The organism is Roseinatronobacter sp. NSM (assembly GCF_052379845.1).
Lineage (GTDB): Bacteria > Pseudomonadota > Alphaproteobacteria > Rhodobacterales > Rhodobacteraceae > Roseinatronobacter.
On the sequence record NZ_JBQTCF010000018.1, the window covers coordinates 42,832 to 65,876 of the forward strand.

Sequence of the window (23,045 nt, forward strand, 5' to 3'; positions counted from 1 at the left end):
CCTCAGTTGTGGGGGGGGCGGGCTTGCCTTCGGCAAGATTTGCGGCAAGACTGGCTCAAGAAATATCTGCCACACCAAGGAGCATTCATGAGCGCAGTCCTGACATCCCCGACGGGACGATCCTTGGCCTATGTTCGCACAGAAGGCCACGGGCCGGGGGTCGTTTTTCTGGGTGGGTTCAAATCGGATATGACAGGCACCAAAGCGCTGTTTCTGGAAGAATGGGCCAAAAGGACCGGGCGGGCGTTCTTGCGGTTCGACTATTCGGGGCATGGGCAAAGTTCGGGCGCTTTTACGGATGGCTGCATCGGCGACTGGGCAGAGGATGCGATGGCTGTGCTGGCGGGGCTGACCACGGGGCCACAAATTCTGGTGGGATCGTCCATGGGCGGATGGATATCCTTGCTTGTTGCGCGCAAGATGCCTGCGCGCGTGCAGGCGTTTATCGGTGTGGCCGCCGCGCCGGATTTCACCGAAGACAGCATGTGGCCCCAGCTGTCAGCAGTGCAGCAACAGCAGGTTTTGCAGACCGGGCAAACCAGGCTTGCGCATGGTCATGACGACCAGCCCTATATTCTGACGCGCCGCTTGTTCGAGGATGGAAAGCGTCATCTGGTTCTGCGGGACGCGCTGCCCCTGCCCTTCGCGGTGCGTTTGCTGCAAGGTACCCGTGATGAGGCGGTGGATGTTTCCGTTCCCTTGCGCCTGATGGACCATGCAGATTGCCCGGATATGGACCTGCGGCTGGTAAAGGATGTGGATCACAGGTTTTCAACGCCACGGTGTCTGGGCCTGATTGCCGCGGCAATAGAAGACGTATCCGCCAACACGCACGCCGCAGGAACGTAAGCGCGCGGCGTTTACGCAGACAGCAAGGCAAGCGCGCGGGCGTGGATCTGCGGGTTTGCCGCCGCGATAACCTGCCCGCTTTGGCCGACCGCCGCGCCCTGCCAGTCGGTCACCACACCACCTGCAGCTTCGATCACGGCCAGCGGGGCTGCAATGTCATAGGCATTCAACCCTGCTTCGATCACAAGATCGATCTGGCCCAGCGCTAGAAGCGCATATGCGTAGCAATCCATGCCATAGCGCGTCAGGCGGCAGGCGGCCGACACCCGTTGAAACGCGGCGCGCTCCGCTTCGGTGCCGATTTCGGGAAATGTCGAAAACACGATCGCATCGCCCAAAACCCGCGTATTGCGACAGTGCAAGGCTGTGGTGCCATGGGGACCAGTCGCCTGCGCCACACCAAGACCGCCAATAAAGCGTTCCCCAATATAGGGTTGGTCGATCACCCCCAGAAATGGCCCTTGATCATCCGCAACCGCGACCAGAACCCCCCAACATGGCGTTCCACTTAGAAAAGACCGCGTTCCGTCAATGGGATCGATAACCCATGTCAGGCCCGAAGATGTGGGAACCGGCCCGAATTCTTCGCCTGTTATCCCGTCCTGCGGGCGCAAGCGGGCAAGGCTGTCGCGGATAAGCTGTTCTACAGCGCGGTCAGCGATGGTGACAGGGTCAAACCCATCGCCGGACTTGTTTTCGGCTGCCAATTCCGGCTGTCGGAAATAGCGAAGTGTCTCGGATCGCGCGCTGTCAGCGAACGCGTGTATCAGGTCCAGAAGCTGGGCTTTTTCCGCTGCGGAAAGGTTAGATCGGTTTTTCACCCCGGTGTCCTTGTGTCGGGAACGGCCCCCCTTATTGGCGTGCCCCCCCGCGGACCGCAAGCGCCGTCCTGCCCCTGCGCGTTAGAATCAGGCCGCTTCCCCCAATGCACGCGCCAGTTCAAACAGGCGTTTGCGCTGATTTTCGGGAATTGCGTAATATGTGCGCAACAGATCAAGCGTTTCCTTGTTTGACAGCATGTCGTCATGCTGGCTGGCCTGTTCCTGTGTCACATCCTGAAAAAAGAATGTGATGGGCACTTTCAGCGCCTGCGCAATATCCCACAATCTGGACGCGGAAACGCGGTTCATGCCGGTTTCGTATTTCTGGATTTGCTGGAATTTTATACCAACAACTTCCGCAAGCTGCTGCTGGGTCATGCCTACAGCCCAACGACGTTGCCTGATACGCTGCCCGACATGAAGATCAACAGGATGCGACATTGTATTCCCCGTTCCTTATTTTTTGTTTACTCGTATTCGTATGAACCAAAGCATCAACGCCCTGAAACCAAACATGAAAGTCCAAATGGCAAGCTTGCCGCAACTTAACGGCCCTGGGTCGGGCGACACGAACTCTGGCGCGGCAAGCTCAACCATCGGTGTAAGGTATGTTGCGCCAAAAGGGTTGATCAATTGTTTCAATCCCGACGATTTCTCGAAAATTCGCAAATTGCATTGCATTTTGCAAACAACTTAAGGCTGAATGAAGCGCATTGCGAATACCGCGCTTGGTGAAGCTCTTGTTCGTCCCCGTCACTTCGGTAAGATTGCCCAAAATGGTAACGACAGGACACCGTGATGCGCGCAGTTCGCCTTGAAACCACCGAATCAAATCCGGTCTTCGCTGATATTCCGACACCCGCTCCGGGACCGGGCGAACTGACGGTCGATGTTGCCGCATGCGGCCTGAATTTCGCTGATTTGCTTATGGTTAAGGGGCAATATCAGGAGCGCCCCCCCCTTCCTGCTACATTGGGCATGGAAATTTCCGGCACGATTCGCGCCATTGGCCCGAATGTGACGGGGTTTGCAGTGGGCCAGCGGGTTGCGGCATTCACGGGTCTGGGTGGTCTGGCCGAAGTTGCGCTGTGCCCCGCAGAGCGCTGTATCCCCCTGCCCGACGCAATGTCGCTGACCGATGCCGCCGGTTTTCTGGTGGCCTATGGCACATCGCATCTGGCCTTGGCCCACCGCGCACGGTTGCAACAAAATGAAACACTTGTTGTTCTGGGGGCCGCAGGCGGGGTTGGGTTGACCGCAGTGGAGATTGGCGCGCAAATGGGGGCGCGTGTCGTTGCAGTTGCACGGGGCGCACAGAAATTGCAGGTGGCAAAGAGCGCGGGCGCGGCCATCTGTCTGGACAGCGATACGACGAACTTGCGCAGCACCCTGAAGGACTTGGGCGGGGTCGATGTCGTCTATGACGCCATAGGAGAGCCGATGGCCAGCGAAGCACTGCGCGCATTACGCCCCGAAGGGCGCTTTCTGGCCATCGGGTTTGCAGGGGGCAAAGTGCCGCAGTTTCCAGCCAATATTCTGTTGGTGAAAAACCTGACAGTCATGGGGTTGTATTGGGGGGGCTACCTGAATTTTGCCCCCAAGGCGTTGGCCGACAGCTTGCTGGAGGTGTTTGACTGGTATGCCCAAGGCCGTATCAAACCACATGTCAGCCATATCATGCCCTTTGAGCAGGTGTTTGACGGGTTCGAGCTGTTGCGCAGCCGCAAATCCACAGGGAAAGTGGTCATTTCAATAGCGGGAAGCGCATAGGATCGGGGCACACGGGCGAAACCCGATCAAATCCTGTTCAGGTCATGCCGGAAATGCTTGAATTCCGTGGCATTCGACACGATATTCCATGCAGGACCGCGCGGGCACCCGCGCTTTTTTTTAACCGGAGGTGAAAATGGCCAATTTCAACACGATGCGCGCTCAGACGAGTGGCGCTCGCGCTGAACAGATTGACGCGGGTTTGCGCGCCCATATGAACAAGGTTTACGGAACCATGTCTGTTGGCATGCTGATTACGGCTGCCGCGGCATGGGCCATTTCGGGACTTGCCGTTACCACAGACCCGAATGCGGCTGTGGCGCAACTGCCCAATGGCACGCTGCTGAACAGCCTTGGGGGCGCGATTTACCTGTCGCCACTGCGCTGGGTGATCATGTTTGCCCCGCTGGCGTTCATCCTGTTTGGGTGGGGCGCGCTGATGCGTCGCGCATCTGCCGCCGGGGTGCAGCTTGGCTTTTTCGTTTTCGCAAGCGCGATCGGCCTGTCGCTCAGCTCCATCTTCCTGATGTTCACAAGCTATTCGATCACACAGACATTCCTTGTGACTGCAATTGCGTTTGGCGGGCTTAGCCTGTGGGGATACACCACCAAAAAAGACCTGTCCGGCATGGGCACTTTCCTGATCATGGGTGTTATTGGCCTGATTGTGGCGATGGTGATCAACATCTTCCTTGCAAGCCCTGCAATGATGTTTGCAATTTCGGCCATCGGCATTCTGATCTTTGCTGGTCTGACGGCATTTTATACCCAGCAAATCAAAAGTGACTATGTCGCGCATGCCATGGCAGGCGATCAGGAGTGGCTGGACAAGGCCGCCATCGATGGCGCGCTAAGCCTGTATATCAGCTTCCTGAACATGTTTCAGTTTCTGCTGATGTTCATGGGCCAGCAAGAATAATCCTTGCATCGCAAAAACCGTTGAACGGGCCAGTGGAAACGCTGGCCCTTTTTGTTGTGCGCAACGATGTCCGGCTTTGGGAACACGCGCGCCCTGCGACACAGCGCCCCACCCTATGGATACAGACGGTTCAGCATGTCCAAAAGCGCATAGGCACTTTGTGTGTCCAGTTTCGTTTCCAGCGCCGCGCGGACCTGCCGGGAATATTCTTTCCACACCTGTTCATGCACCCCGCGGGCCGCATCGGTCACAAAGACTGTCTGTCCCCGCCCCTTGCCGGATGCGGCCTTGCGCTGAACCAGCCCGGCTTTTTGCATGCGCGCGATATGGCGTGACACTGTATATTGCGGCAGGAACAGGCGGCGTTGCAAGTCCAGCATCTGCACTCCGTTCTCGCCCGCTTCCTCGGCGGCTAATAATATTTCATACCAGACAGGATCAGCAATGCCCTGCGCGCGCAAGGCTGCTTCAATCGGGGGCATCAGGGTTCTGTTGATCCGCATCAGGGCAAAATATACACGGAAATAAGCAATTTGCGGGTCGCTGTCGCCGTAGCGGTCCTGTGGGGTATGAACCGGTGGCGCGGCTGGGTCGTCGGGGTGGCGCATGCTGCCTCTCTGTGGTCGTGCGGACGGGTGTTTCGCGCGGGCCTTGGCCAATGTCAGCGCTGGCGCGCAACCGCCATGCGCTACAGTCCCATCACCACCGGCACGCCGTCAAGCTGCGCCACCCGCAAGGGGGTGTCATACAGCTTGGAAAGCAGATCAGACGTCACAGTTTCATGCCACGGCCCCACAGCAATGATGCGCCCGGCCTTCATGGCGATACAGAAGTCAGCATAGCGCGCGGCCACCGACAGGTCATGCAAAACCAGCGCAATGCTGCGTTGTCCGGTCTGATCTCCGGTCATGGCACGCAGCCTGTCCATGATGTCACGGACATATTTCGGGTCCAGCGCCGCCAGCGGTTCATCCAGAAACATCCAGGGTGTGGATTGCGCATAGGCCATGGCCACGAATGCCCGCTGGCGCTGCCCGCCCGACAGGGTTTCCACGCTGCGCGCGGCCAGTTGGCGCAGATCAAAACGCGCCAATGCCTCGGCTGTAATCGCGCGGTCCTTGGCCGTGGGCCTGCCACGATGATGCGGCCAGCGCCCGAAGGATACCAGATCCTGCACGCTCAGGCGGGGAACAGCGCCCTGCGACTGGGTCAGCAGCGCCAGGATCAGCGCGCGGCTGGCTTCGCGCAGCGCATGAATATTCTGGCCGTTGATCTGCACCTGTCCACACTCGGGGGGCAACAACCCCGCCATGCAATGCAACAGCGTGGACTTGCCCGCCCCGTTCGGCCCGATGATCGCCGCCAGCCGCCCCGGGGGCACAGTCAGCGTGACATCGTGCAAAATGCGCACCCCGTCGCGCGACACAGACAGGTTTTGAATATTGATCATCTTGCACGCCTTCCCAGAACAAGGGCCAGAAAGAACAGCCCGCCTGCAAATTCCACAATCACCGCCAGCGCCGATTGCAGGCCCAGAACGCGCTCGAAAAGGGCCTGACCCGCCACCAGAATGGCCGCCCCCATCAGGGCCGCCGCTGGTATCAGCACAACATGGCGGTGGTCCCGCAGCAGCGCATGCGCGAAACTGGCCGCCAGCAACCCCAGAAAGGTGACAGGCCCGACAAGGGCCGTGGACACAGCCACCAGCGCCGCCACCACACCAAGGCTTGTCAACACCAGCCGGTCATGGTCCAGCCCCAGAACCCGCGCCTGCACCCGCCCCAGCGCCGCCACGTCCAGCCGGGGCGCAAGCCACAGCGCCGCGCCCAGACCACAGGTCAGCACGGCGGCGGCAATGCCCGACATCTCGGGGTCGACAGCGTTGAAACTGGCAATGCTGGCCTGCTGGACAACCGCGAATTCTGACGGGTCCAGCAAGCGCTGTGCAAACCCCGCAAGCCCGCGCAGCAACACCCCCAGAATAACGCCGGTCAGGATCATGCGGATGATGTCTTCGGCACCTTTGCGGAACAATATGCCAAACAGGGCCATGGCCGCCGCCATCAGCACGGCCGCTTCCACAACAAATTTCACCGCGCCCGCCAGCGCCACATACCCCGCCCCGCCAAGCGCCAGAACCAGCATGGTCTGGGCAAAGACGAACAGCGCGTCAAACCCCACAATCCCCGGTGTCAGCAGCCGGTTGGTGGCGATGGTCTGGAAAATGACAGTTGCGGCCCCGGTTGCAGCCCCCACCATGACCAGCGCCACCAGTTTTTCGGCCCGCAGTTCCAAAATCAGGCCTACGGGCGCACGCAGGTTCCACAGCAAAAACACCGCGCATAGCCCCAGCACCACCACCCCAAGCGCAACAAGACGACGTTCAGCCATGCTGGCGCGCCTTCCTGCTGTTGAGCAGCCACAAAAACAGGCCCGCACCCAGCACCGCGAAAATGGTTGCCGCCGGTATTTCATATGGCCAGCGCACCACCCGCCCCAGAAGATCCGCGCCCAGCACGAACAGCGCCCCCAGAAGCGCCACCCATGGCAGGTTCCGGCGCAGATTATCCCCGCGCCAGCGCGACACAATATTGGGAACCACAAGGCCCACAAAGGGCATGGCCCCCACAGTCACCACCACCACCGCGAAGGTGACAGCGACACAGCCCAGGCCCAACAGCACCGTTTGCAGATAGTTCAGGCCCAGCGCGCGGGCATAGTCCTCGCCCAGCCCCAACAGGGTTATCCGGTCGGCCAGAATGAACAGCACCACCGCCAGCGCCGCGATGATCCACAGCAATTCATAGCGCCCGCGCAACACGCCCGAAAACTCGCCTGTTTGCCAGATGCCCATGAATTGCACCAGATCGCTCATCCAGGCCAGCCATAGCGCCATCGCCCCAAGGATACCGCCGTAAATAAGCCCCACCAGCGGCAACAGCATGGGGTCGCGCCGGGGCACCAGCCGCGCCAACACGAAAAACCCCGCAGTGCCCGCCAGCGCACTGACCGACGCAACCGACATCTTGACCAGAAGCGCCGCGCCCGGGGCCAGCAACGTGACCGCCAGAAGCCCCAGCATAGCGGCTTCCGGTGTGCCGATCAGGCCGGGGTCAACCAGCCGGTTCTGAACACTTTGCTGCACAACCACCCCCGCCAGCGCCAGACCGGCCCCCGCCAGAATGGCCGCCAGCGTGCGCGGCACGCGGCTGATGGCCAGCACCATGCCCGCATCAAGCTGCGTGTTCCATAAATTGGTGGCCCCCACCAGCAGGCTTGCCCCGGCCAGCACGGCAAGCCCGGTCAGGCCCCAGATCAGCCCGCCAGTCAGCCCCCCGGTCAGGGCGCGAAGAAACAGGCGCACCTGTCAGCTGCCAGACCCGTCAAACGCGGCCCTGATCTGGCCAAGAACGACCTGCAGGGACTGAATGCCCCCGCCCGCCAGATAGATTGCGCCCCCGTCAAGATAGACAATCTGTCCGCGCTGGCCTGCAGTTGTTCCCGCAATCAGCGGGGTGTCCAGTGTCACGCCCGCAGCTTCGCCTTCCTGCCCGATGGCTGCCGCACGGTCCAGCACCAGCAACCAGTCGGGGTTCACTTCGGCAATGAATTCGAAAGACACGGATTCGCCGTGATTTTCGGCCGTGATCCCGTCAAAGGCTTCGGGCAGGCCCACAGCCCGGTGCAACCACCCAAAACGGCTGTCTGCGCCATAGGCCGACAGCTTCCCGCCATTGGTCTGCACAATTAGCGCATTGCCCTTGCCCGACACCACGTCAGCCGTTGTTACCAGCGCATCATCCAGATCACGGACCAATGCGGCAGCGGCATCTTCCTTGTCAAACACTGTGCCATAGGCCAACACCCGCGCGCGCGCCTGCCCGATCAGGTCATCATTCAGGATAGTCATGTCAATTGTCGGCGCGATACGCGACAGCGCGCCCACCTGCGCTTGTGACCGTCCGCCGGCAACAATCAGGTCCGGCCCCAAAGCGGCCAGTGCTTCGAAATCGGGTTCAAACAGGCTGCCCACTGTCGGCAGTCCGGCCATGACCCCCGCCAGATAGGCGGGCGGGGCAATGGCGGGCACCGCCGCGACGGGCACATCCAGCGCCGCAAGCGCGTCAATCGCGGCAAGGTCCAGCGCGACCACAATCTGGGGGGCGTGTTGCAGCGTGACAGGGCCAGCATGCGTTTCAACCGTCACGTCCTGCGCCGCACCAGCAAGGGGGGCCAGACACACTGCCGCTGTGCAAAGCATTGTCTTCATGGGGGTATTCCTTTTGTTGCCCGGACTGTCTGGCGGCGGCTGGACATACCCGATGATTTTTGTCATCCTTATGTCCGAGCAAATAAATCAGGAATTCAGAAGATGCAATACATGCAAGAAGCAACCGGACATTTCCCGACACTGAAGGCCAGCGCCTATCTTCAGCAGCTTTGCAAGCATTTTGCCCATAAAATCGCAGTTACATTCGATGAAACCAGCGCGCAGGCAACGCTTCCCACCGGACCTTGCATTATGGCGGCGTCAGATCACAGCCTGCGCATAAGCCTTGCCGCCTCCAGCCCTGAAGATTTGGAACGCGCGAAATCCATTGTCGATACCCATCTTGAACGCTTCGCCTTCCGCGAAGGATTCAAGACCATGGACTGGGAATAACCCCGGACCGACGCCAAGCGCCGCGCCTGTTCTACGTGATGTGCGGCGTCAGGCTGGCGTGGGTGTGGTGGCGTCCTCGTCCAAGCCATAGGTCCGCTGCGTGATGGGGACCGCGCCGATTGCGTGTTGCAGCGCCGCCAGAAACGCGCTTTCGGCACGGTTCAGCGCGGCCTTGGGGTTCCATGCCAGATGCACGTCAATGGCGGGCGGGTTGGAATAGGGCGGCAGGCGCCACAGCAGCCCGTCAGCCACATCGCGCGCCACGACATGCAATGGCAAAGGACCAATTCCCAACCCCGCGATGACCATGCGCCGCACTTCTTCCAGATGGCTGGATGTGCCGATAATGCGTTCGCGCAACTCCGACTCGGCGCGTAGCAACGTGACGGAGCGCAGCGCATCATGCAGCCTGTCGGTTTCGAAACTGACCGCGGAATGGCCCGCAAGATCCTTCTGGCGCAGCCCCTTGCGCCCGAACAACGGATGCGGCGGGCCACAGAACAGGCCGAAAAATTCCCGATACAGGCGCATATATTCAATTTTCGGGTCCCGCCGGTGCACAAGGCAAATCGCAAAAGAAGCGGTCCGCGCCGAAACACTGGCCAGCGCCGCACTGGACCCCAGAACAGATATCGACAAGGTCGCGCGCGGGTGGCGGGCGTGGAACGCTGCCAGCACATCATCAAATAACGGGCAAACCACATGGCTGGCCACCGCGATACGCACATGGCCTGTAATTTCATCGGTCATATCGCGCATAAGCGTTGACAGGCGGTGCACCGCACCGTGTATTTCCACAGCTTCCCGATACAGCAACGCGCCCGCGCGCGTCAGTTCATAGCGCCCCGGCGCGCGATCTATCAGGCGCTTTCCAATCCGGTCTTCAAGCTTCTTCAACGCGGTCGAAACCGAAGGCTGGGTCAGGCGCAAGCGCTGCGCGGCATCCGTGATGGACCGCGCTTCGGCCATCACGATGAAGCTGCGCAGCAGATTCCAGTCCAGTTCGCGCGTCAGGCGGTCGCTGTCATCCGCATAGGCCATTGATAATACCTATAATCATTATTCCATTTATTAATTTGCCTTATGCACCCCACATTTGCAATCACTTACAGATAGGGATTTCCGATGGCCTGACAGGGACGCATTGATGTCTGTTGAAGCCCGTGAAAAACGGCAACCGTGGATATTACTTTCGCCCGCACTTGGGGCGGTGCTGGTGCTACTGGTGGTGCCGCTGGTATTCATTGTCGTCTATTCCTTCTGGCTGCGCTCTGCGGTCGGGCCAGACATTCAGGGCTTCCATATCGACAATTGGCAGCGCGCACTGACAGACCCGTTTTATCGCTACATCTTGTTCAACACCCTGAAAATTGCCGCGATCACCACGTTCTTTTGTGCGCTGCTGGGCTATCCGGCCGCCTATTTCATTACCCGGTCCAGCGGGAACAAACTGATTTTGCTGTTGTTGCTGATGCTTCCCTTCTGGATCAGCTACATCATCCGCACGATGAGCTGGATCAACATTCTGGGCAGTTCCGGCGCGCTGAACACGCTGTTGATGACTGCAGGCATCACATCTTCCCCCATTCAGATGCTGTATAATGAAGCAACTGTCATTCTGGGGCTGGTGCATTTTTTGCTGCCCTTCATGGTGCTGAATATCTATGTCAGCCTTGACGGGATCGACACCAATCTGGAAGACGCGGCCACATCGCTGGGGGCCACGCGCTGGCAGGCCTTCTTGCAAGTGACCCTGCCATTGTCGTTGCCCGGTCTGGCGGCGGGGGGATTGCTGTGTTTCGTGCTGGGGGCGGGCACCTATATCACGCCGCTGGTGCTGGGCGGGCCACGCGATGCGATGTTCGCCAATCTGGTGTTTGAAGCCATCATCACGCAGTTGAACTGGCCGATGGGGTCGGCGCTGTCACTGTTGCTGCTGGTGGTGCTGGGCGCGCTGGTGGCCGTTTACAACCGCTTTCTGGGCATGTCGCAACTGACGAAAGGGCTTGGATAATGGGCGGGGGCCGCAATACAGGGGGGCGCGGAAATATCGGCTGGTCGGTCATTCGCGCCTATACAGTCGGGGTCTATCTGTTCATGTTCCTGCCTGTTGCGGTGGTGGTGCTGCTGTCGTTCAACCAGAACCAGTTCGGCAGTTTTCCCATGACCGGTCTTTCCCTGCGCTGGTTCGAGGCGCTTTGGAACAATGATGCGGTCATGCGCGCCTTTCGCACCTCGATCATCCTTGGGCTGCTGACGGCGCTGATTTCCACCACGCTGGGGGTGTTGGCCAGCCTGGCGCTGGTGCGCTATGCGGTTCCGGGCAAGAACCTGATCACCACGATCCTGATTGCCCCCATTCTGGTGCCCGAAGTGGTGCTGGCGGTGGCGCTGTTGTTGTTCCTGAACTGGCTGGGCATTGGCAAAAGCTTCGCGCTTCTGCTGGCGGGACATGTCATTTTCACACTGCCTTTCGTCATATTGGTGGTGCAGGCGCGGCTGGTCAGCATCCGGCGCGATGTGGAAGAAGCCGCGCTCAGCCTTGGGGCGTCCCCTGTGCAGACGTTTTTTTCCGTCACCCTTCCGCTGCTGGCCCCGGCTGTGGCAGCGGGCGCGTTGTTCGCCTTCACCATTTCCTTTGATGACATCACCGGCACGCTGTTCTGGAAACCCGGCGGGGTGGAAACTGTGCCAACGCAGATTTTTTCAATGCTGCGCAATTCCATCAGCCCCGAAATCAACGCGCTGGGCACAGTCATGATTGTCATGACCGTAGGCCTGCCGCTGCTGGGCGCTGCGATTGCGCGCACCATCGCCATAAAACGCGGCATGTAAGAACCGCGCCCCCCAACCGACAAGGAGAGAGAGAGACAATGGACAATACAACACGTTACGCGCGCCTGCTGGATCGCTACCGCAACGGTGATCTGGACAGGCGCAGCTTTCTGGGCCTGATCGGGGCTGCCGGTGTCGCCTATGGTGTGCAAACCCCCTTTGCGCGCATGGCCTTTGCGCAGGACGTAAGCGAAGTGCGCTTCGATGGGTGGGGCGGCGTGGTGTCCGAGGCGTTCCGCCGCCACGCGTTTGACCCCTACACAGCCGCAACCGGCATCAATGTGGTTGACGGCACTTTTGCGGGCGGCGACGAATACCTTGCGCAGGTTCGGTCATCGCGCGAAGGGGAATACAACATCGCCCATCTATCGGGCGTGTTCGATTATGCCCGCTATGTGAATTTCGGACTGGATGTAGAACTGAACCTGAACAACATTCCAAACATGGAACTGGTCATGGATGCGCTGACCAATGCCTTCCGCGCAATCACGCCGGACCATCTGTCCGCAGTGCCCTATAACTATGGAACCACGGGGCTGGCCTATAACCGGGCCTATATCTCGGATGAGGAAATCCGCGAAAAAGGCGCGTCCATCCTGATTGACCCGGCCTATCAGGGGAAGATCGGCGGCTGGACCGACTGGCGCACGCGGCTGTGGTATGCAGCGCTGCAAACCGGTCAAAGCCCAAATGACATTTCAGACATGGACGCCGCATGGGACGCCATCCGCACCCACCGTGACCTTGCACTGAAATACTGGGGGTCGGGTGCGGAACTGATGAGCCTGCTGGCCGAGGAAGAAATCTATGTAACCGAAGGCTGGTCGGGCCGCATCGCGGCCTTGCAGGAACAGGGCCATGACATTGGCTATTATGACCCGCCCAACAGCTTTGGCTGGCAGGAATGTCTGTTCGTTCTGAAAGGGTCCCCGGTTGAGGCCTGCGAGGAATTGCTGAACTTCATGCTGGCGCCAGAAACATCCATTGCCGTGGCAGAAGGGCAGAATTACCCGCCCGCATTGGACGGCACCAAGGTGGATCTGGGCAGCAAGATTCCGACCCTGCCCGCCTATGACCCCAGCGGCACGCTGGACGCACTGACCTTCGCCAACCCCACCTATTGGAATGGCAATGAGGCCGAATGGTCCGAAACCTTCGCCCGCGTCCAGCGCGGTTTCTAGTGCACAGGCCGGGGGGCCAGCCCCCCGGACCCCCCGGAGTATTTCCGGCAAGATGAAGGGAAAGCCGCGGGATGTTCAGGCGGTTTTCCCACCACGAAAGGCAGGTCATGGGCGCAGTCAGTCTGAAGAATATCGTCAAGCGTTTCGGCACGTTTACAGCCGTCGAGAGAACATCGCTGACCATACCCGAGGGCGGTTTCACCACATTGCTGGGGCCATCAGGCTGCGGCAAGACGACAACATTGCGCATGATTGCGGGGTTGCTGGACCCGACTGAGGGGGAGATCATTATCAATGGCAGGCGCGTCAATGACGTGCCTATTCACAAGCGCAATCTGGGGCTGGTGTTTCAGAATTACGCGTTATTCCCGCATAAGACTGTGGCGCAGAATGTGGCGTTCGGGTTGCGCTACCGCGATGTGGCGAAATCCGAGATTGGGCGGCGTGTCAGGGATGCGCTGGAGCTGGTGCAACTGCCGCATCTGGGCAGCCGTTACCCCAAGGCGCTGTCAGGCGGGCAGCAACAGCGCATTGCGCTGGCGCGTGCCATTGTCATTGAACCCGATGTGCTGTTGCTGGATGAACCGTTGTCGGCGCTGGACGCCAATCTGCGCGAAGACATGCGCGTGGAGTTGAAGAATATTCAGGAGCGTATTGGCGTGACGACTGTCTTCGTGACGCATGACCAGTCCGAAGCGCTGGCCATGTCCGACCAGATTGTTGTCATGAGCAATGGGCGCATTGAACAGGTCGGTGCCCCCGAAGATGTGTATAACACCCCTGCAAGCGAATTCGTGGCCCGTTTTCTGGGCGCGTCCAATATTCTGGAAGGGCGCTGTGTGTCGCGCGGGCCGGAAGGGGCCGTGCTGGAGGTGCCTGTGTTCGGGCAAGTGCGAGTCCCTGCCGCCAAGGCCCCCCATCTTGCGGGCGAAGGCGCGGCCAAGCTGGTCATTCGCGCCGAAAAGCTGTTGCTGCGCGACGCCCAGCCCCCGGACGGGGTGTTCAGTGCCCCCGCCACCATTGAAACCGTGGACTATCTGGGCCAGTCGGTGCGCTATTTCATCCGTGCGGGCGACATGCAGCTTCAGGCCATCAACATGATTGAAGACCGCCCCTTCAGTGCGGGCGCGCAGGTTCACATGACACTCAGGCCGCAAGATTGCGCGGCATTGCCCGGATAGCCCCATGATGAAGCCCGAAAGCCATCTTTTCTATCAGTCCAGCCAGCGCCGCCCCGTGCTGGACCAAGCGCGCGGCGTCTATATGTGGGACGTGGACGGCAAGCGCTATCTGGACGGGTCAAGCGGCGCGATGGTGTGCAATATCGGGCATTCCAACCCGCACGTTCTGGACGCCATGCGCCGCCAGATGGAAAAATCAACCTTTGGCTACCGGCTGCATTTTGAAACCGAGGCGTCAGAAGCGCTGGCCGCCAGGACTGCCGCACTCTGTCCTGCGGGGATGAACAAGGTGTTCTTCGTCTCGGGCGGGTCGGAAGCGGTGGAATCTGCCATCAAACTGGCGCGCCAGCATGCGCTGGCGGTGGGGCAAGGGGCGCGCTGGAAGGTGATCAGCCGCGCCCCGTCCTATCATGGATGCACCTTGGGGGCGCTGTCCATCACGGGCTATGCGCCGCTGACGGACCCTTTTGCCCCGATGATGCGCGCAATGCCCAAAATCCCGGCCCCGCGCGCCTATCTGGGCGGGCTGGACCCCGCCGACCCCGCCACGGGCGCGCACTATGCCGCCATGCTGGAGGCGGAAATTCTGGCGCAGGGACCGGACACAGTGCTGGCCTTCATTGTTGAACCTGTTGGCGGTGCGTCGACTGGCGCGTTGGTGCCGCCTGCGGGCTATATGCAAGCCGTGCAGGAAATTTGCCGCCGCTACGGGGTGCTGCTGATCCTGGACGAGGTGATGACGGGCGCAGGGCGCACAGGGCGGTTTCTGGCGCTGGAGCATTGGGGCCTGTCGCCCGATATTGTGGTGCTGTCCAAGGGGTTTGCGGCCGGATATGTGCCCCTTGGTGCCATTGTCGCGCGCGACGATCTGGTGGGCGCGGTGCTGGAGGGGGGCGGCTTCCTGCACGGGTTCACCTATGCGGGCAATCCGCTGGCCTGTGCGGCGGGCGCGGCGGTGATTGACGAAATCGCGCGGCAAGGGCTGGTGCAGAATGCGCAGGTGATGGGGGCTGCGTTGCGCGCGCGGCTGGACGGGTTGGCTGCGCGCCATCCGGTCATTGGCGATGTGCGCGGCCAAGGCTTGTTGCTGGCGTTTGAACTGATGGCCGACCCTGTGACAAAAGCCCCCCTGCCCGCACGGTTGAATGCCCACCAGCGGCTGGTGGATATTGCCTTTGAACTGGGGTTGATTGTCTATTCGCGCCGCACCCGCAACGGGCTGGAGGGCGACCATATCATGGTTTGCCCGCCGCTGATCGTGTCTGAGCAGCATCTGGACGAGATGACCGAGACGCTGGACATGGCCTTGGCCAGACTGCGCGATGATCTGGCGTTGGCGGAAATGGGGTAAACGCATGTCGGGTATCATCATCACCTGCGCGCTGACCGGGTCCATTCACACGCCCAGCATGTCGCCCTACCTGCCTGTCACGGGGGCGCAGATTGCCCAACAGGGGCTGGAAGCCGCGCAGGCGGGCGCGGCCATCCTGCACCTGCATGCGCGCAATCCGGTGACAGGCCAGCCATCGGCGGCGCTGGAGGATTTCAACGGGTTTGTGCCTGCGCTGGCCCGCGGCACGGACGCCGTGCTGAACCTGTCCACAGGTGGCAGCGCGGTCATGTCGCTGGATGACCGGCTGGCCGCCCCATTGGCAATTGCGCCGGAAATGGCGTCGTTGAACATGGGCACGATGAATTTCGCGCTATACCCCATGCTGGGGCGGGACCGCGCGTGGCTGCATGACTGGGAACAGCCGTTTCTGGAAAACACCGATGATCTGGTGTTCAAGAACACCCCGCGCGACATTGCCCGCATCCTGCACACTCTGGGCAAGGAGCGCGGCGCGCGGTTTGAATTCGAATGCTACGACCTGAGCCATCTGTATATGCTGCGCCATTTTGCCGATCGCGGGCTGATACAGCCGCCCTTTTTCATCCAGTTCGTGTTCGGGGTGCTGGGCGGCATGGGGCCGGACGCAGAAAACCTGGCGCATATGGTGCGCATGGCAGACAAGCTGTTCGGGGGGGACTATCTGTTTTCCGTGCTGGCGGCGGGCCGGTTCCAGATGCCGCTGGTCACCATGGCGGCCGCCATGGGCGGGCATGTGCGCGTGGGGCTGGAAGACAGCCTGACCATTGCGCGCGGCCAGCTTGCGCACAGCAACGCCGAACAGGTGGCCAAAATCCGCGAGATTGTGGAACGGCTGGGCCGCGTTGTCATGACGCCTGATCAGGTGCGCGCCATGCTGGGGCTGAAAGGGGCGGGGCAGATCAATGGCTGACATCGCGTTTCGCAGCGTCGCGGGTGCAGATGATCTGGCGCGGCTTGAAACGGCCTTGCGCACATTAAGCGCCGACATAGGCGAATGCTACGCCACCGACAGCGCCACGCTGGCGCGCGGCCTGCTGGGCGCGCAGCCTGCCGCGCATGGGCTGTTGGCGTTGCAGGGCGACCAGACGCTTGGCGCAGCGCTTTACAGCCCTGTGTTCTCAACTGTTCGCGGCGGGGCCGGGGCGTATGTGTCCGATCTGTGGGTCAGTGCGCAGGCCCGCGGTCAGGGGCTTGGCGCACGCCTGTTGGCACAGGTGGCGCGTGCGGGCGCGGCGCAGTGGCAGGCGACATGGCTGAAGCTGGCCGTCTATGACCACAGCCATTCGGCACAAGCCTTCTACCAGCGGCTGGGGTTTGCCCCCACGCAGGGCATGCAGGAAATGCGCCTTGGCCCGCAAGGCGTTGCAGATCTGATCAAGAGGACCGCATGAAAGCCATATTCGACGACCGACAGCGCCTGCATGACCCGCGCCATTTCATGGCCAATGGCAAGATCTATCCCAGCCCCGAAGCGCCCGAACGCATTGCCCGCCTGATGGCAGGCGCACAGGCGGCAGGCTGCGTATTCACCCCCCCGCAGGATGCAGGGCTTGGCCCGATTGCCGCCATTCACAGCGCGGAATACCTGCATTTCCTGCGCACCATCTATCCGCGCTGGCAGCGTATCCCCGATGCGGGGCCAGAGGTGATTCCCAATATCCACCCCGCCACACGCAGCGATAATTACCCCAAATCCGCCATCGGGCAGGCAGGCTATCATCAGGCTGACACGGCCTGCCCCATTGGCCCGAAGACATGGGATGCGGCCTATTGGTCGGCGCAATCAGCCATCACAGGGGCCGATCTGGTCGCGGGCGGGGAACAGGCGGTCTATGTGCTGTCGCGCCCGCCCGGCCATCATGCGTTTGCCGATCTGGCGGGGGGGTTCTGCTTTCTGAACAATTCGGCCATTGCCGCTGAACGGTTGCGCGCAAACGGGTTGCGGCCCGCCATTCTGGATGTCGATGTGCATCATGGCAATGGCACGCAGGGCATTTTCTATGCGCGCGATGATGTGCTGACCGTGTCGCTGCATGCAGACCCCGACCGCTTTTATCCCTTCTTCTGGGGGGCTGCGCAGGAACGCGGCACAGGGCGCGGGATGGGGTGCAACCTGAACCTGCCCTTGCCGCGCGGCACGGATGACGCGGGCTATATGACCGCGCTGGACACGGCACTGGCACGCATAGGCGCGTTTGGGGCCGATGTGGTGGTCGTGGCGCTGGGGTTGGATGCGCATGTGGACGACCCGTTCAAGGGCCTGGCACTCACGACGCCGGGGTTTCAGGCGATGGCGGGTGCCATCGCGGGGCTGGGCCTGCCGCTGGTGCTGGTGCAGGAAGGCGGCTATGTCAGTGACGCGCTGGCCGATAATCTGTCAGCTTTTCTGGGTGGGGTTTCATGAAGATCGAGTTTCACACGCTGTATCTGAAAAAGCGCTTTCCCTTGCGGATTTCACGCGGTGAAATTCTGGGCGACGAGAACCTGTTTGTCTCGGTCAGTGATGGTACGCTGACAGGTTGGGGCGAAATGGCCCCCGGCTACACCGAAGGCGCCGCAACTGCAGCAGAGGGGCGCACGCAACTGGAAGCGTTCTGCGCAACCGGGCTGGAGGGCGCGATACATGACATCTGGGCGCATGCCCATGCGGGCGGTGTTGGCGCATGTGCGCTGGCGGCGCTGGACATGGCCCTTTGGGATTTGCGCGCCAAACAGGCGAATATGCCGCTATACAGCCTGTTGGGGCTGGCGCGGCGGGGCGTTGTGTCATCGCTGACTGTGGGCATCAACCCGCCAGATGTGGTGTCTGACCGTGTGCCCCTGTTGCTGGCGCGCGGGGCGCGTGCGCTGAAGGTAAAACTGGGCAGCACAGACGGCATTGACGCGGACAAGGCCATGTTCACGGCAGTGCATGACGCGGCCACAGGCAGCGGCGCGGCCCTGCGGGTGGACGCCAATGGCGGCTGGTCGCTGCGTGATGCGCGCCACATGATGGACTGGTTGGCCAAGCGCGGCGTGGAATATGTGGAACAACCCCTTGTTCAGGGCGCCGAGGACCAGTTGCCCGACCTGTTCCGGTCCCGCGCCCTGCCAATATTTGTTGATGAATCCTGCCGGTTTTCCAGCGACATTCCCGCCTTCGCGCAGTGTGTGGACGGGGTGAACCTGAAGCTGATGAAGGCGGGCGGCATTACAGAAGCGCTGCGCATTGTCGCCACGGCCCGCGCGCATGGGCTGAAAACCATGATCGGCTGCATGGGCGAAAGCTCTGTGGCCATTGCTGCGGGCGCGTCACTTTCAGCGCTGTTTGACTATATCGACCTTGATTCCCACCTTAATCTTGATCCCGACCCGGCCAGCGGCGCGCCCTTTATGGATGGTGTGACCCTGCCCGAAGACCGGCCCGGCCACGGAGGATGCCTGAATGCTTGACCCCACACACCCCATCGCGCTGTTTGCCGAAGCGACCATGGGCAGCCTGAACGCCAAAATGGCCGAAGGTATCTTGCGCTATGGGCGCAATCCGGTGGTGGCGGTGATCGACAGCACGCAGGCCGGAAAGCGCGTGCGCGACATTTGCACATTGGACAGCGATGTACCCATCGTTGCGGCAGTGTCAGACGCGCAGGCGCTTGGCGCATCCGTGCTGGTGCTGGGCACCGCGCCGTCCGGCGGGCGCTTGCCCGTTGCGTGGCAGGGCGTCTTGCAAACGGCCATCGACGGCGGGATGAACCTTGTCAACGGCATGCATGACCGCCTTCAGCCCATGTTCGCGGACAGGTTGCGCGCGGGGCAATGGGTCTGGGATTTGCGCGTGCCACAGGGCGATGCGCCCCCCATCGCCATGGCGCGTGCGGCGGCGCTGAACAATACGCGCGTGTTGATGGTGGGCACCGATATGGCCATTGGCAAAATGACCGCCGGTCTGGAACTGACGCGCAGCTTGCAATCCATGGGCCATGACGCAGCGTTTCTGGCCACGGGCCAGACGGGGATTGCGATTACCGGCCGCGGCATTCCGCTGGACGCCATCCGCGTGGACCATGCAGGCGGCGCGGTGGAACGCATGGTGCTGGAGGCGGCGGCGCATGACATCGTCGTGGTTGAAGGGCAAGGGTCGCTGCTGCATCCGGGCAGCACGGCCACCTTGCCGCTGATGCGCGGCAGCGCCTGCACCCATATGGTGCTGTGCCACCGGGCGGGCATGGAAACACTGGACGAATTGGACAGCGTGCGCATTCCGCCCCTGCGCGATGTCATTGCCCTGAATGAAGCCGTGGCGCGCGCAGGCGGGGCGCTGACTGCGGCCAAAGTGGTGGCCATTGCCCTGAACACGGCGCGCCTGTCCGAATCTGCAGCCCGCGCAGCCCTTGACGCGGTCGAGGATCAAACCGGACTGCCCGCAACCGATCCTGTGCGCCACGGGGCTGACAAACTGTCGCTGGCGGTGACAGGGGGCGCGAGGTAGCGCGTGCGGCGCAAAACCGCGCGATCACATGCGGGCAAACCGGATCACGGGAATGCCCGCAACCGCCCCCCTAAAGATAGGGAAGCCACAGAACCAGCACAGGAAAGGCAATCAACAGCGCGACATGCAAGATATCTGCCCCCACAAAAGGCAGCGCGCCACGGAAAATCTTGTTTAACGGCACATCCCGTGCAACCCCTGACAGGATATACACATTCATCCCGACCGGCGGCGTGATCAGGGCAATCTCGGTCATGCGCACCACAAGCACGCCGAACAAAACAGCATCAAACCCCAAATTGGTGACCAGCGGGAAAAACAGTGGCACTGTCAGGGTCATCATCGCGGATGCGTCCAGCACCATGCCCAGCACAAAATAGACGACCAGTATCAACAACAGAACCGTCATGGGCGCAAAGCCGCTATTGCTGACAAAATCGACAATGTGAAGCGGTATGCGCGTGACAGTGACAAAACTGTTGAACACCAGCGCCCCGAACAGAATGCCGAAGATCATGCCTGTCGTTTTCACAGTCGCATAAATTGCCGTGCGCGCAGTGGCCCATGTCAGGCGGCCGCGCGCCGCCGTGATGACAATAGCCCCGAATGCGCCCACAGCCCCCGCTTCAGTGGGGGTAAACCAGCCCAGAATAATGCCGCCCATCACAAGGCCAAACAGAAAGATCACTTCTCCGGTTGTCTTGAAGCTGCGCAGTTTTTCGCGGAAGGTATATTTCGGCCCACGCGGGCCGGCATCCGGGTTGATGCGGCAGATTATGGCAATCGTGATAATGTAGAACACCGCCAGCAAGATGCCCGGAATAATACCGGCGGCAAACATCGCACCGATGGATGTTTCTGTCAGAATTCCATAAATAATGAACATTCCCGATGGCGGGATCAGCGCGCCGATAGTGCCGCCCGCAACCACGCTGCCAGAGGCCAGCGACAGGTCATATTTATGTTTGCGCATTTCAGGCATGGCCACCAGACCCATGGTGGCGGTTGTCGCCAGACTGGACGCGCTGACCGAAGCAAACCCCGCTGATGCCCCGATCGTTGCCATGGCCAGCCCGCCACGCCTGCGACCAATCCATTTTGCCGCGAATTCATACATGTCCTTGCCAATGCCCGACGCAAACATAAGATGCGCCATGAACAGGAATAACGGAATGGTCCCGATGGCGTGGTTGGTGACAATCCCGTAAGTTGTCACCCCGATCCGCACCACTGCCGCATCGAAACTGATGATCGCGGCAAAACCGGCAAACCCCACCAGCCCCATCGCAAACCCGATCGGCATTCCCGCAGCAATAAGGGCGAAAACGACAGCCAGCCCCATGAATCCGATTGCGACAGTGCTCATAGCTTGTTTTCCAGTTTTTCGGGGGTATTGATGCTGTCGTCATGTCCGAACAGAAGCTGGACAACCTTGAACAGCAGCGTCACGCAGATCAGGATCATGGCGGTTGCCATCATCCACCTGAAGGGCGCAATCGGGATATTGATGATGGGGGATGTTTCGCCCTGTGCGCCGCGCCGGATGGCTTCGCGTATCGTGGCCAGCGCAACCGCCATCCAGAACAACGACCCCAAACCCAGCATCAGCCCCTTCAGCGTCAGGCGAAACCGCCGGTGCTGCAGCCGTTCCACGAAAAGCGACACGCCGGTATGTTCGTTTTGCATCGTCGCATAGGCCAGCGCAAAGCTGATGGCCGGAATAAGCAACAGCTCCGCAATGACGTAGGTGCCGGGAAATGCTATTCCGATGGCGCGGAACACGACCGTCACCACGGTCAGCATCATAAGGGCCAGAATGCCTGCAACTGCAATCATGCCCGACACACGGCTGAGGAAATCCAGAATGCGCTGAGCGTATCGCATATATCCATACCTTGAGTGTTTGGGAAAGCGGGGCATGGCGGGGACACGGCAGCCCCCGCCACGTTCAAGTCAGCGCTTCAGTCGCGGGGGGCGCGCACGCGGTCCAGAATTTCCGTCCCCGGCAGACCAAGCGCGTCCAGCCGCCGGGCTGTGGCGCGGGCAGGTTCTGCGAAGGCGGCCGAATATTCGGTGATCACGCTGTCCTCCACGGTATTGAAGGCCACACCCAGTTCTTCACCATAGGCGCGGCCCGCGTCTTCGGACGCTTGTGCCAGTTCATAGGTCGTGGTCGTCAGCCACAGGATGTTGTCTTCAAACACCTGTTGAATATCCGCAGGCAGCCGCGACCAGACAGCACCATTCATGCCCCGCGAAGGATAGGCCCCCCGGCTATGGGGCAATTCGGAGTAGTAGTTGATGACTTCCGCAAAGCTGAGCGAGCGCAGCGCCTCATAAGGTGCGATCACACCGTCCACCACGCCACGTTCCAGCGCGGGATAGGTGTCTGTCATTGGCATGGTGACCCCTTCAGCGCCAAAACCGGCCAATGCGCTGACATAGTCAACTGCAGACCGGATGCGCAGGCCCTGAAGGTCGCCAAGCTGCTGGAAGGGGCGGTCGCGCAGCATAAGATGCATGGGCGTGCCTACATTGAAGCCCAGAACCTTGACGCCGTCCATCTCCTCCTCGAACTGGGGGAAATCATTCCACAGCTCCAGATACACGTCCAGAACTTCAAGCGCGTCTTCATAGCCATAAAAGAACGATGGCGTGTTGCGCGACAATTCATACCCGGAACTGGCATAGATCGGCGCGATATAGGCAAGATCGGCCACCCCTGCCGCCAGTTCGTCAATCCCCTCGCGGCTGGTGATCAATGACCGCCCCCAGAAGGGCGTGATTTCAACGCGCCCGTCGGTTTGTTCATGAATGCGGTCAATCCATGCCTGATCCGCTTCGCCATAGGGGTGCGTCGGGCCATAGGGCGACGCATAGGTCAGCCGAAATTCCTGGGCATTTGCCATGCCCAGCCCAAGGATGGTGCAAATTCCACCCGCAAGTGCAGTTCCAGTAAGGTTCGCCATCGTTTCCTCCCGATTTG

Annotated in this window: 25 protein-coding genes; 14 read left to right on the top strand and 11 right to left on the bottom strand. The window is 60.9% G+C overall.

From position 1 onward, the window contains the following. Positions 1–87: 87 nt before the first annotated feature. Complete coding sequence (locus tag ACTZWY_RS11195) at positions 88–849, top strand: alpha/beta fold hydrolase (protein ID WP_444790792.1); 762 nt, start codon at positions 88–90, stop codon at positions 847–849. Between the two features lie 11 nt (positions 850–860). Here ACTZWY_RS11195 and ACTZWY_RS11200 read toward each other — a convergent pair whose 3' ends face one another. Both ACTZWY_RS11200 and ACTZWY_RS11205 read right to left on the bottom strand, forming a co-directional pair. Continuing rightward, positions 861–1,670: an inositol monophosphatase family protein gene (locus tag ACTZWY_RS11200; RefSeq protein WP_444790793.1), complete on the bottom strand. Its 810-nt coding sequence runs from the start codon at positions 1,668–1,670 to the stop codon at positions 861–863. Positions 1,671–1,757: 87 nt separating this feature from the next. Then, positions 1,758–2,111, bottom strand: coding sequence for a helix-turn-helix domain-containing protein (locus ACTZWY_RS11205; RefSeq protein ID WP_444790794.1), 354 nt, complete (start codon positions 2,109–2,111; stop codon positions 1,758–1,760). A gap of 357 nt (positions 2,112–2,468) precedes the next feature. Here ACTZWY_RS11205 and ACTZWY_RS11210 point away from each other — a divergent pair, with 357 nt between their 5' ends. Next, on the top strand, positions 2,469–3,440 hold the full coding sequence (locus ACTZWY_RS11210) for an NADPH:quinone oxidoreductase family protein (protein ID WP_444790795.1): 972 nt from the start codon (positions 2,469–2,471) through the stop codon (positions 3,438–3,440). 136 nt (positions 3,441–3,576) lie between these two features. Beyond that, positions 3,577–4,359 carry a Bax inhibitor-1/YccA family protein gene (locus ACTZWY_RS11215; protein ID WP_444790796.1) on the top strand — a complete coding sequence of 261 codons (783 nt, stop codon included), beginning with the start codon at positions 3,577–3,579 and terminating at the stop codon, positions 4,357–4,359. Positions 4,360–4,472: 113 nt separating this feature from the next. Here the strand turns inward: ACTZWY_RS11215 and ACTZWY_RS11220 are convergent, their stop codons facing one another. The 5 genes from ACTZWY_RS11220 to ACTZWY_RS11240 form a co-directional block, all read right to left on the bottom strand. After that, complete coding sequence (locus ACTZWY_RS11220; RefSeq protein ID WP_444790797.1) at positions 4,473–4,967, bottom strand: MarR family winged helix-turn-helix transcriptional regulator; 495 nt, start codon at positions 4,965–4,967, stop codon at positions 4,473–4,475. An 80-nt stretch (positions 4,968–5,047) separates the two neighbouring features. Beyond that, entirely contained in the window at positions 5,048–5,809 is a 762-nt protein-coding gene (locus ACTZWY_RS11225) for an ATP-binding cassette domain-containing protein (protein WP_444790798.1), read from the bottom strand. Next, positions 5,806–6,750: an iron chelate uptake ABC transporter family permease subunit gene (locus ACTZWY_RS11230; protein ID WP_444790799.1), complete on the bottom strand. Its 945-nt coding sequence runs from the start codon at positions 6,748–6,750 to the stop codon at positions 5,806–5,808. Before ACTZWY_RS11230 ends, ACTZWY_RS11225 begins: the two co-directional genes overlap by 4 nt. Then, positions 6,743–7,717, bottom strand: coding sequence for an ABC transporter permease (locus ACTZWY_RS11235; RefSeq protein ID WP_444790831.1), 975 nt, complete (start codon positions 7,715–7,717; stop codon positions 6,743–6,745). The genes ACTZWY_RS11230 and ACTZWY_RS11235 overlap by 8 nt, the downstream gene beginning before the upstream one ends. A gap of 9 nt (positions 7,718–7,726) precedes the next feature. Continuing rightward, positions 7,727–8,629: a siderophore ABC transporter substrate-binding protein gene (locus tag ACTZWY_RS11240; RefSeq protein ID WP_444790800.1), complete on the bottom strand. Its 903-nt coding sequence runs from the start codon at positions 8,627–8,629 to the stop codon at positions 7,727–7,729. 111 nt (positions 8,630–8,740) lie between these two features. Here ACTZWY_RS11240 and ACTZWY_RS11245 point away from each other — a divergent pair, with 111 nt between their 5' ends. Continuing rightward, a complete protein-coding gene (locus tag ACTZWY_RS11245) occupies positions 8,741–9,022 on the top strand; it encodes a DUF2218 domain-containing protein (RefSeq protein ID WP_444790801.1) in 282 nt (93 codons plus the stop codon). Positions 9,023–9,070: 48 nt separating this feature from the next. Here the strand turns inward: ACTZWY_RS11245 and ACTZWY_RS11250 are convergent, their stop codons facing one another. Then, a complete protein-coding gene (locus tag ACTZWY_RS11250; protein ID WP_444790802.1) occupies positions 9,071–10,063 on the bottom strand; it encodes a LysR family transcriptional regulator in 993 nt (330 codons plus the stop codon). Positions 10,064–10,169: 106 nt separating this feature from the next. Here ACTZWY_RS11250 and ACTZWY_RS11255 point away from each other — a divergent pair, with 106 nt between their 5' ends. The 10 genes from ACTZWY_RS11255 (at position 10,170) to ACTZWY_RS11300 (ending at position 20,059) form a co-directional block, all read left to right on the top strand. Then, positions 10,170–11,036, top strand: coding sequence for an ABC transporter permease (locus tag ACTZWY_RS11255; protein ID WP_444790803.1), 867 nt, complete (start codon positions 10,170–10,172; stop codon positions 11,034–11,036). A gap of 35 nt (positions 11,037–11,071) precedes the next feature. Next, positions 11,072–11,857 (top strand): ABC transporter permease, encoded by a 786-nt coding sequence (locus ACTZWY_RS11260; RefSeq protein WP_444790832.1) that lies wholly within the window; start codon positions 11,072–11,074, stop codon positions 11,855–11,857. Between the two features lie 38 nt (positions 11,858–11,895). Then, the gene (locus tag ACTZWY_RS11265) at positions 11,896–13,038 is read left to right on the top strand and encodes an ABC transporter substrate-binding protein (protein ID WP_444790804.1); all 1,143 of its coding nucleotides are present in this window, start codon (positions 11,896–11,898) and stop codon (positions 13,036–13,038) included. A 107-nt stretch (positions 13,039–13,145) separates the two neighbouring features. Further along, positions 13,146–14,219, top strand: coding sequence for an ABC transporter ATP-binding protein (locus tag ACTZWY_RS11270; RefSeq protein WP_444790805.1), 1,074 nt, complete (start codon positions 13,146–13,148; stop codon positions 14,217–14,219). 4 nt (positions 14,220–14,223) lie between these two features. After that, entirely contained in the window at positions 14,224–15,570 is a 1,347-nt protein-coding gene (locus tag ACTZWY_RS11275; protein ID WP_444790806.1) for an aminotransferase family protein, read from the top strand. A 4-nt stretch (positions 15,571–15,574) separates the two neighbouring features. After that, positions 15,575–16,501, top strand: coding sequence for a 3-keto-5-aminohexanoate cleavage protein (locus tag ACTZWY_RS11280; protein ID WP_444790807.1), 927 nt, complete (start codon positions 15,575–15,577; stop codon positions 16,499–16,501). Then, the gene (locus ACTZWY_RS11285) at positions 16,494–16,982 is read left to right on the top strand and encodes a GNAT family N-acetyltransferase (protein ID WP_444790808.1); all 489 of its coding nucleotides are present in this window, start codon (positions 16,494–16,496) and stop codon (positions 16,980–16,982) included. Before ACTZWY_RS11280 ends, ACTZWY_RS11285 begins: the two co-directional genes overlap by 8 nt. Then, positions 16,979–17,995 carry a histone deacetylase family protein gene (locus tag ACTZWY_RS11290; protein WP_444790809.1) on the top strand — a complete coding sequence of 339 codons (1,017 nt, stop codon included), beginning with the start codon at positions 16,979–16,981 and terminating at the stop codon, positions 17,993–17,995. The genes ACTZWY_RS11285 and ACTZWY_RS11290 overlap by 4 nt, the downstream gene beginning before the upstream one ends. Next, positions 17,992–19,023: a dipeptide epimerase gene (locus tag ACTZWY_RS11295; RefSeq protein ID WP_444790810.1), complete on the top strand. Its 1,032-nt coding sequence runs from the start codon at positions 17,992–17,994 to the stop codon at positions 19,021–19,023. The genes ACTZWY_RS11290 and ACTZWY_RS11295 overlap by 4 nt, the downstream gene beginning before the upstream one ends. Next, entirely contained in the window at positions 19,016–20,059 is a 1,044-nt protein-coding gene (locus ACTZWY_RS11300) for a DUF1611 domain-containing protein (protein WP_444790811.1), read from the top strand. The genes ACTZWY_RS11295 and ACTZWY_RS11300 overlap by 8 nt, the downstream gene beginning before the upstream one ends. 70 nt (positions 20,060–20,129) lie before the next feature. On the opposite strand, the gene ACTZWY_RS11305 is transcribed toward ACTZWY_RS11300, so the two are convergent. From ACTZWY_RS11305 to ACTZWY_RS11315, 3 genes are all read right to left on the bottom strand, one after another. Continuing rightward, positions 20,130–21,425 carry a TRAP transporter large permease gene (locus tag ACTZWY_RS11305; RefSeq protein ID WP_444790812.1) on the bottom strand — a complete coding sequence of 432 codons (1,296 nt, stop codon included), beginning with the start codon at positions 21,423–21,425 and terminating at the stop codon, positions 20,130–20,132. Then, entirely contained in the window at positions 21,422–21,943 is a 522-nt protein-coding gene (locus ACTZWY_RS11310) for a TRAP transporter small permease (protein WP_444790813.1), read from the bottom strand. Before ACTZWY_RS11310 ends, ACTZWY_RS11305 begins: the two co-directional genes overlap by 4 nt. Positions 21,944–22,020: 77 nt before the next feature. Beyond that, on the bottom strand, positions 22,021–23,028 hold the full coding sequence (locus tag ACTZWY_RS11315; RefSeq protein ID WP_444790814.1) for a TRAP transporter substrate-binding protein: 1,008 nt from the start codon (positions 23,026–23,028) through the stop codon (positions 22,021–22,023). Positions 23,029–23,045 lie beyond the last annotated feature (17 nt).